The sequence below is a fragment of the uncultured Thiodictyon sp. genome, from assembly GCF_903828115.1.
Lineage (GTDB): Bacteria > Pseudomonadota > Gammaproteobacteria > Chromatiales > Chromatiaceae > Thiodictyon.
The window spans coordinates 1-9,264 of sequence record NZ_CAIKKU010000510.1 but is presented as its reverse complement, the minus strand read 5'-3'; the positions used below and the strand labels follow the sequence as shown (position 1 = coordinate 9,264).

Sequence of the window (9,264 nt, the reverse complement as noted above, 5' to 3'; positions counted from 1 at the left end):
GTAATCGAGGTTATCGTAGCGCCCCGGATTCTCTCGCACGCCAAATTGCATCGTTCTCCGATTACGACAACGACAACGACAACGACAACGACAACGACAACGACAACGACAACGACAACGACAGTGAACCGTTCCTTATGTGCGGCCTACCCCCCGCGCTTCAGGTGCGGCCGCGAGGACGATAACCGTCCGGGATGAGGATGGTGGGGGAGCGTTGACTGCGGTCCTTGGCGGGGAAGTCGGTGGTGTAATGCAGGCCTCGGCTCTCGCGGCGGCGCAAGGCCGAGGCGATGATGAGATCGGCCACATCGAGCAGGTTGCGCAACTCGATCAGGTCATTGCTGACCCGGAAGTGGCTGTAGTACTCGATCACCTCCTGGCGCAGCAGGTCGGCCCGCCGCTTGGCCCGCTGCAGGCGTTTGTTGGTGCGCACGATCCCCACGTAGTCCCACATGAAGCGGCGCAATTCCTCCCAATTGTGGGTGACGACCACCTCCTCGTCGGGCTCGGTCACGCGACTCTCGTCCCACGGCGGGGCCGCGGGCGGCGCGGGGCGCTTGCTCATCTGGTGTTCGATGTCCTGCGCCGCCGACTCTGAATAGACCAGGCACTCCAGGAGCGAGTTGCTGGCCATCCGGTTGGCCCCGTGCAGACCGGTGTAGGCGGTCTCACCGCTGGCGTAGAGCCCGGGCAGATCGGTGCGGGCCTGCTGATCCACCATGACGCCGCCACAGGTATAGTGCGAGGCCGGGACCACCGGGATGGGCTCGCGCGTGATATCGATGCCGAATTCCAGGCAGCGGGCATAGATGGTCGGGAAGTGCCCGATGACGAAATCCGCCGGGCGGTGAGAGATGTCGAGGTACACACAGGCGCTGCCCAGGCGTTTCATCTCGTGGTCGATGGCGCGGGCCACGATGTCGCGCGGGGCCAGTTCCGCCCGGGCGTCGAAGCGCGGCATGAAGCGTTCTCCATCCGGCAGGAGCAGTTGCGCCCCTTCGCCGCGCAGGGCCTCGGAGATCAGGTAGGAACGCGCCTGCGGGTGATAGAGACAGGTCGGGTGGAACTGCATGAACTCCATATTCGCCACCCGGCAGCCGGCCCGCCAGGCCATCGCGATGCCGTCCCCGGTCGACACGTCCGGGTTGCTGGTATAGAGATAGACCTTGTTGGCCCCGCCGGTGGCAAGCACCACGAAGCGTGCCAGGAAGGTCTCCACCAGGCCGGTGGCGAGGTCCAGGATATAGGCGCCTTCGCAACGTTGGGTGTCGGCCCGGCCCCGGTGTCTGGAGGTGATCAGGTCCACCGCGATGTGCTGTTCAAAGAGGCACACCCCCGGGCGCTCGCGCACCCGCGACTCCAGGGTCCGGGCGACCGCCGCGCCGGTGGCGTCGGCCGCATGGACGACGCGCCGGTGGCTGTGACCGCCCTCGCGCGTGAGGTGATAGCCGCCGGCCGAGCTGTACTCCTCGCCGCGGGTGAAGGCCACCCCCTGGTCGAGCAACCAGCGGATGTTGTGAGGGCCGCGCTCCACCACCTGCCGCACCACCCGCGGGTCGCACAGGCCGGCCCCGGCGCGCAGGGTATCCTCGACGTGGGAGGCGAGCGAGTCCTGGGCGTCGAACACCGCGGAGATTCCGCCCTGGGCGTAGCGGGTGCTGCCCTCGTCCAGGGCCCGTTTGGAGACCAGGGCCACGGAGAGGTCCGGGCGCAGCCGCAAGGCCAGACTGAGGCCCGCGGCGCCGCTGCCCAGAATCAGTACATCATGACGGTGGACGGTCTCGTTCATAGCAGGGCTCGTTGGCGGATCGGCCGAAGGCACGGATATGGGTGGGCGGACCAGGCGCGGTCCGACGGTTCCCTACACTCACTCATTTCATGGCCTGGATCAAGGCTTCGCGCTTTTTTTGGGCGCGCCCGCCCGCATTTTCCCGCGATCAGCGAACTTACCCAGCGAGGAACTGTCCATGCCATCGCAGCCAGGGCCGGCCCCGGGGCAGACCGGCATTCCGGTCGGCGCCCATGTCTGAACGCGGCGTCGATCAGGCCCTGGTGCTGCGTGCCCAGGCTGGAGACAAGCGGGCCTTCGATCTGCTGGTGCTGAAATACCAGCAGAAGGTGGCCAACCTGATCGGCCGCTATGTCCGCGACCAGAGCGAGGTTCTGGACCTGACCCAGGAGGCCTTCATCAAGGCCTATCGCGCGCTCGCGGGTTTTCGCGGTGAGAGTGCCTTCTATACCTGGCTTTACCGGATCGCCGTCAACACGGTGAAGAACCATCTGGTGGCCCAGGGCCGACGGCCGCCGACGGACGACGTGGATACGCAGACGGCCGAGCAGTTGGATGGCGGTGGCCGTCTGCGTGAGAGCGCCACCCCCGAGCGGCAGTTGCTGACGGACGAGATCGCGCGCACCGTGCAGCAGGCGCTCGACGCCCTGCCCGAGGACCTGCGCACCGCCATCGTCCTGCGCGAGCTCGAGGGGATGAGCTACGAGGAGATCGCCGCGGCCATGGAATGCCCGATCGGCACCGTGAGGTCCCGGATCTTTCGCGCCCGGGAGGCCATCGACAAGCGACTGCGTCCACTCCTGGAATCCTGAAACGCAACCCGGGGCCGCCGCCCCGGGACGGCAACCCGAGTCTGACCTGGGTCCTGGCATGAACCGATGGCATGAACCGATGAACATTGCGCAAGAAACCCGGTTGTCCATCCTGATCGATGGCGAATTGACCAGCGACCACATTGCCTCGTTCTATGCGGCCCTCGCGCCTGATCCCGGGTTGCGCGCGACCTGGGAGCGTTATCACCTGATCGGACAGGTCCTGCGCGGGGAGCCGGTGAGCCGCGAGGTGCGCGGCGTCGCCGCCGCGGTGCGGGCGCGCACGGACGTCCTGCCGAACGGCCCGCCGCGGCCGGTCGCCGCGGTGCCTGCGCGGGCGTGGCGCACGCTGTTTGCCGGTGCTGCGCTAGCCGCGACCGCGGCCTTACTCACCCTGTTCGTGGTGCCCGGTCGGTACCGGGAGATGGAGCCCATGCGCGCGGCCGCCAGCGCCCTAGTCGGCCCCGTGGCCGGGGGGGAGCCGCGGCACTCACCCGCGGTCCGCCGTTGGGATACGGACCGCAGCGACCTGGTGGGCACCCTGGACCGGTTTCTCGTGAACCATCAGGAGGCCGCGCCCGCTTGCGGTGCGCGGGGAATGCTCCCCTACGCGACGCTCATCGGCTATGCAGCGCCTCGCTAGGGACCGGTCACGGCGGCTTGGGGTGATCTCATGCCGTCCTGCGCCGCGCCAACCATGGCGTAGCCGCGGGTGGCCCAGGGTCCTGATCCTGGTCCTGTCCCTGGGTATTGCGCTCGGCGCGCGCGGCGCCCGCGCAGACGACGAACCGCCCGTCCAGGCCGCCCGGTTGCTGGAGCGGATGACCACGGCCCTGCGAACCCTGGACTACCAGGGCACCCTGGTCTATTTGATCGACAACCGGCTCGAGACCCTGTACCTGACGCATCGCATCGCGCAGGGCCGCGTCCAGGAACGATTGGTGTCCCTCAGTGGTCCGGTACGGACCCTGGACCGCGAGCGCGATCGGGTGACCTGTCTGCTGCCGGATGCCCAGCCGCTCTCGGTCGCGCGCCACGCTGTCCATCCACTGGCGGCGACGGGGCCGATCGACCCCGTTGCCCTGGCGGGCCGCTATCACATCGAGGTCCGGGGCGCGGCGCGGGTGGCCGGGCGCGACGCCTCGGTGTTGATGATCCGCCCCCGTGACCAACTGCGCTACGGTTATCAATTCTATCTGGACCGGGCGACCGGCCTGCCGCTGAAGTCCGATCTGATCGATGCTCGGGGTGAGACGATCGAGCAACTGCTGTTCACCTCCATCGACCTCGGCAGCGAGCCGTCGTCAGCGGCGCAGGCGGCGGCCGTGCAGGCGGCGGCCGAACAAGGGTCCGCGGCGCGGTCCGCGGGCGCGCCGCAAGCCCCGCCCCACTCCCCGCCGGGTCCGACCCGGTGGCGGTTTGACGGGCGCCCCCCGGGATTTGAACTCGCCGCGCACGACCTGATGGAGGATGGGCGGGGGGCGGTCGTCGAGCATTTCGTCTTTTCGGACCAACTCTCCTCCTACTCGCTCTTCATCGAGTCCGGCGCCGCCGATGGCCTGCGCGGCGGCACCCGCATCGGGGCCGTGCACGCCGCCGGGGGCCTGGTGAACGGCCATCAGGTGACCGCGGTGGGGGAGGTCCCGGCCGCGACCGTGGCCGCCGCGGTGGCGGGGCTTGGGTGGGCAGAGGACGGCGCACCGCCATAAGGCCGGTGCGGCGCGCGCGCCGACCAACAACGCCGCCTATGACTGCTCCCGGCCCCGGTCAACGGCACCGCGGGCCACACTCAAGCGGCCGACTTCGGCTGGGTACGACCAGGGCGCGCCCCCGGTGCCCAACAGTTGCACGTCACGCCGGTTCCAGGCACGCTTCCCCGCACGCCAACCGGGGGAGTGAACGGACAATGCAGTTCAATTGGTTGCACCTGACGGACCTGCACCGCGGGATGCGGCAGCAGCAATGGATGTGGCCCAATGTCGCGGAGCAATTGGCCGAGGACCTGGCGCACCTGCGCCCGCAGAGTGGTCCCTGGGACCTGATCCTCTTCACCGGCGACCTGACCGACCGCGGGAGCGCCGCTCAGTTCAGTGAGGTGGATGAGGTCCTGGCGGAGATCAAATCACTGATCGCGAAAGGGCAGGGCGGGCGGGAGCCGATCCTGCTCGCCGTCCCCGGCAATCACGACCTGCAGCGGCCGTCGGCGGATGACGCGGGTCTGCGCGAACTCCAGGGCTGGGCGCAGGACCCGGCCATCCAGGAGACCCTGTGGACAGCGCCGGACTCCGTCGTCCGCCGGACGATCGCCGCGGCCTTCAGCGACTACGGCGCCTGGTGGGCACGGCAGGTCGCTATCGGGAAGCGGCAGCCCAACGGCATCCTGGATTACCGCGAGGGCTTGCTGCCGGGCGACTTCAGCGCCACCCTCGTCAATGCCGGCGGCTGCCGCCTGGGCCTCCTGGGCCTCAACACCGCCTTCCTGCAACTGACCGCCGGCGATTACCAGGGCCGGCTCGGCCTGCATACCCGTCAATTCCACGCCGCCGCCGGCGGCAACGGACCGGCCTGGGCGGCGCGTCATCACGCCTGTCTGCTCCTGACCCACCACGCGCCGGAGTGGCTCGACGCCGATTCCCGCCGACACCTGGATGGCGAGATCACCAACAATGGCCGTTTCGCCCTGCACCTGTGCGGGCACCGGCATGTGCCCCGGCGCGAGGAGCGCGCCGTCGATGGCAACCGGGCCAAGCGCCTGGTGCTCGGCCGCTCACTCTTTGGGCTGGAGACCTTCGGCGACCGGCAACCGGAGGAACGCCTGCACGGCTACGCGGCCGGGCGCATCCGGCTCGGCGGGCCGGGTGCGGGCACCATCGTCCTGTGGCCGCGCAGCGAAGAGCCCGCGGGCGCCGAGCTGCGTCTGGACCGCGATCCGCACCAAGGGTTGCCGCGGGGGAAGGAAGACAGTGAGCCGCTGGTCTTCCACCTCGCTAAGCCGTGCGGGTCGAGCGCGGCGTTGTCGGTCGCGGCGGACGAGCAGACCTGGGACCGGCAGCGCTTGGTCCTGCGCGACCTGCTGGTTGCACTCCCGGCCTGGTCGCTGGTACGCGAGCGCAAGGCGTTGGTGGAGTTCGCGCTGGGCGCCCATCCCGCCGCCGCCAACCTGAACTGGGACGACGACGGTTACACGGTGGCCGGCAATCTAGTCCAGCGGCTCCAGTTCTTCGACGCCGTGCCTCTGGACGGCCGACACGCCGTCTGCGCCATCCTCGCCGAGGTCCGCGCGCGCCGCATGGACAGCAACCGGGAGATCGGCGGCATGGTCCGGGCGCTCGCCGACGCCTTCGGCTGTGATGCCCCATGATTGCCGCCGGCCTCGATGACGATGCCGGCCTCCTCGCCGATTGCGAGGCCGTCGGTCCGCGCAGCGGACCCTACGGGTCGCGGTCTTCCCGTAGGGTCCGCTGTGCGGACCCAGCGCCCGCCGCAACCATGACAACGGCTTGCCGTCCGCCACCGCCCGCGAAGCGACCTTGGTCCTGAACCTGACGGAGCCGGAGATGGATTGTGCCAACAACTGCACTGAAGTGGACGCGGACATTGCCCGCAAGGCCCTGCGCGACCTGCTGCTCCTGCTCCCCGCCTGGCAACTGGTGGGGCCGCGCAAGGCCTTCGTGGAGGCCGCGCTGGGCAATCACCCCGCCACGGCCGAACTGAACTGGGACGACGATGCCCCGACGGTCGCCGGCAACCTCGCCCGTGCGATCGAGTTCTTCGCCGCGCGGCCGATCGCCGGCCGCCACCCGGGCCGGGCCCTGCTCGACGAGGTCCACAGCCGCCAATACGACGCCAATCCGGCGGTCAAGACCTTGGTCGAGCGCCTGACCCAAACCCTCGCCGACACCGCCCCGCCCCCGCCCGCCGCCTGCCCCTACCCCGGCCTGCTCGCCTACGACTGGGGCCGCGACCCGGAGCGCGCGCGGCTCTTCTTCGGCCGCGAGGAGGAGACCGCGGCACTCGTCGAGCGGCTCGCCGCGCTCGCCGCGGGCGACCTGCTGGTGGTCTCCGGGGCCTCCGGTTCCGGCAAGTCGTCCCTGGTCAAGGCCGGACTGTGGCGGGCGCTGCATGACCCGCAACCGGGTCAGGAGACCGGCATCGACGGCAGCCGCGACTGGGTCATCAGCGCCATGACCCCGCGCCAGTTCACCGACCCCTTCGAGGGCCTGATCGAGGGCGTGCGGCACTGCCCCCGCCGCAGTGTCCTGGTGCCGAGCCTGGAGGCCGCCCGCCTGCGCGCGAACCCGGACCGCTTCGGGCCAGTCTTCGGGCAACTGCTCGGGCGCGTGCTCGAAGGCCGTCCCGCCTGGCTCCTGATCCTGGATCAACTCGAAGAGCTGTTCACCCTGGTGCCGGAGCCCGACCGCACCCTGTTCATCCGCTTCCTGCTCGGCGCCGTCGCCGACCCGCGCCTGCGCCTGGTCGCCACCATCCGCTCGGACTACCTGCGCCACTTGAATGACCACCTGGACCTGTGCCCGGTCCTCAACCGCCAGCCGCCCTATTTCGTCGTCACCCCGCGGCCGGAGGCCCTGCGGGCCATCATCGAGGGTCCGGCGCGGGCCGTCGGCCTGCGTCTCGCGCCCGACCTCAGCGCCCGCCTGCAGCGCGACGCCCAGGGCGAGAGCGGCGGCCTGGCCCTGCTCGGCGCCGTGCTGCAAGACCTGTTCGACCAGTTCGGCGCCGCCCCGGGCGGCCTCACCCTGGCCCACTACGAGCACGAACTGAAGGGACTCACCGGCATCCTGACCGGGCGTGCCGACCGCGGGTTCAAGATCCTCGCCGAAGAGCACCAGATCGACGCGGCGGCGGCCGAGGACCTGATGCGCCGGGTCTTCGCCGAACTGGTACGTATCGATCCGGACACCCGGGTGCCGACCCGCAAGCGCGCCCCGCTCGAACACTGGGCCGCCGCCGACCCGGCCCGGACCTTCATCGAGGTCTTCTCCCGTGCCCCCACGGGTCCGCACGACCACGTTCGCCTGCTGGTTTGCGACGCGCCGCGGGACCGGTCCGCGCCGCCGCTGGTCGAGGTCGCCCACGAGACCCTGTTGCGCCAATGGCCGCTGCTGGCGGACTGGATCCGCACCCAGGACGAGGCCCTGATCCGCAAGGACGAGGCCGAGCGCGACGCCCGGCGCTGGGATGTGGCCGGCCGTCCCGACCATTGGCTGCCGGTGTCCGGGGTGCGTGACGACCTCCGCGACCGGCTCCAGCGCGCCGGGCTCTGGACGGGGCTGCGCCAGGACAACCCGGTGGCCGCCTGTTTCCTGGCCGGCGACGACTGGGAGGAACTCGCCGATCTGACCCGCCGCGCCTTCGCACCCGGCGCCGCCGCCTCTGACGCCCTGCCGCTGCTGTTCTGCCTGACCGCCCCCGGCCGGACCTGGGCGACTACCCGCGACCTTGGCGGCTGGATCGGCGCCCAAGTCCCTGCGCTGGGCCGGTGGCTGCGCGCCGGATTGGACGAGGTGCTGCGGCTCCTGGCGCAGGACGGCGGTGAACCCTGGTACCCGCGGCGGCTCGGCATCGGCGACCTGCTGGCCGTCCTGGGTGACGACCGCCCCGGTGTCGGGCTGCGCCCGGACAGACTGCCGGGGGCCGGGCTGCCCGACCTCGACTGGGTCGAGATCCCGCCCGGCCCCTTCCACTGGCAGGGGCAGGCCGAACGCAAGTCCATCGACCGGGCCTACCGGATTGCCCGCTACCCCGTCACCAAGGCCCAATATCAGGCCTTCATCGACGCCGGGGGCTATACCGAGGCTGGTTGGTGGGCTGGATGGAACGACAACGGGCAGGTGACGCCTAATAGTCCGCGCTGGGAACAGCCCAACCGTCCGCGGGTCAATGTCGCCTGGGTCGAGGCCATGGCCTTCTGCCGCTGGCTCACCGCGCGCTGCCGTGACGCGGGACTGATCGATGCCGGTCAGGTCATCCGTCTGCCGACGGAGTATGAATGGGAGCGCGCCGCCCGCGGCAATCAGGACGGCCGCGAGTACCCCTGGGAAGGCGAGTACCGCCGGGGCCTCGCCAACGTCGACGAGACGCTGGAGGTCAGCAAGGGGGGTCTTTGCCTGCGCGAGACGACGGCCGTCGGCCTGTACCCCCGCGGTGTTTCCCCCACCGGCCTGCTGGATTGTGCCGGCAATGTCTGGGACTGGTGTCTCAACAAATGCGACGACCCGGACGATACAAACACGAAAGGCGATGCAGGCCGTTCTTTGCGCGGCGGGTCTTGGGACGTTGACCCAGCCGGCGCGCGCGCGGTCTACCGCAGCTGGTACCTCCCGGTCAACCGCAGTGGCTCCGCGGGCTTTCGTCTGGTGTGTGCGTGCCCCATCGACTCTGATCACTGAAACACTGACCACTGTTCACTGATCTTTCTTCCCGTTCCCTGGTTCCGTGACCCCGGGCGGGACGGGGCCTTTGCCCCGTTCCGAGTGTTTATTCCGTCGCCGATCGGTACCGCGGGCCGACAAGTCCGGAGCAATCGCTACGGACGGGGCGAATGAGATTGTGAAAGTATTCATATCGTATACGCTCTGGGGCGTGCCACCGCGTGCCTGGCGGCGCCTGGCGCCGCCCGGTTTCGTCGCGGGCGACCAGCGC

General features: G+C 69.9%; 7 protein-coding genes. 6 read left to right on the top strand and 1 reads right to left on the bottom strand.

Going from position 1 to position 9,264, the window contains the following annotated elements:
* Positions 1 to 198, top strand: a 198-nt coding sequence (locus QZY48_RS18640) for a hypothetical protein (RefSeq protein ID WP_295433982.1), incomplete at its 5' end; no start/stop codon positions are given.
* On the opposite strand, the gene nadB is transcribed toward QZY48_RS18640, so the two are convergent.
* Complete coding sequence (nadB, locus tag QZY48_RS18635; protein ID WP_295433980.1) at positions 161 to 1,789, bottom strand: L-aspartate oxidase; 1,629 nt, start codon at positions 1,787 to 1,789, stop codon at positions 161 to 163. The two genes, QZY48_RS18640 and nadB, sit on opposite strands and share 38 nt — an antisense overlap.
* 233 nt (positions 1,790 to 2,022) lie before the next feature.
* Between nadB and rpoE the strand changes: the two genes are divergently transcribed.
* The 5 genes from rpoE (at position 2,023) to QZY48_RS18610 (ending at position 9,011) form a co-directional block, all read left to right on the top strand.
* Complete coding sequence (gene rpoE / locus QZY48_RS18630; RefSeq protein WP_295433977.1) at positions 2,023 to 2,601, top strand: RNA polymerase sigma factor RpoE; 579 nt, start codon at positions 2,023 to 2,025, stop codon at positions 2,599 to 2,601.
* A gap of 79 nt (positions 2,602 to 2,680) precedes the next feature.
* Entirely contained in the window at positions 2,681 to 3,244 is a 564-nt protein-coding gene (locus QZY48_RS18625; protein ID WP_295433974.1) for a sigma-E factor negative regulatory protein, read from the top strand.
* A gap of 22 nt (positions 3,245 to 3,266) precedes the next feature.
* Complete coding sequence (locus QZY48_RS18620) at positions 3,267 to 4,310, top strand: MucB/RseB C-terminal domain-containing protein (RefSeq protein WP_295433971.1); 1,044 nt, start codon at positions 3,267 to 3,269, stop codon at positions 4,308 to 4,310.
* 197 nt (positions 4,311 to 4,507) lie between these two features.
* A complete protein-coding gene (locus QZY48_RS18615) occupies positions 4,508 to 5,962 on the top strand; it encodes a metallophosphoesterase (protein ID WP_295433968.1) in 1,455 nt (484 codons plus the stop codon).
* Positions 5,963 to 6,101: 139 nt separating this feature from the next.
* Complete coding sequence (locus QZY48_RS18610) at positions 6,102 to 9,011, top strand: SUMF1/EgtB/PvdO family nonheme iron enzyme (RefSeq protein ID WP_295433965.1); 2,910 nt, start codon at positions 6,102 to 6,104, stop codon at positions 9,009 to 9,011.
* Positions 9,012 to 9,264 lie beyond the last annotated feature (253 nt).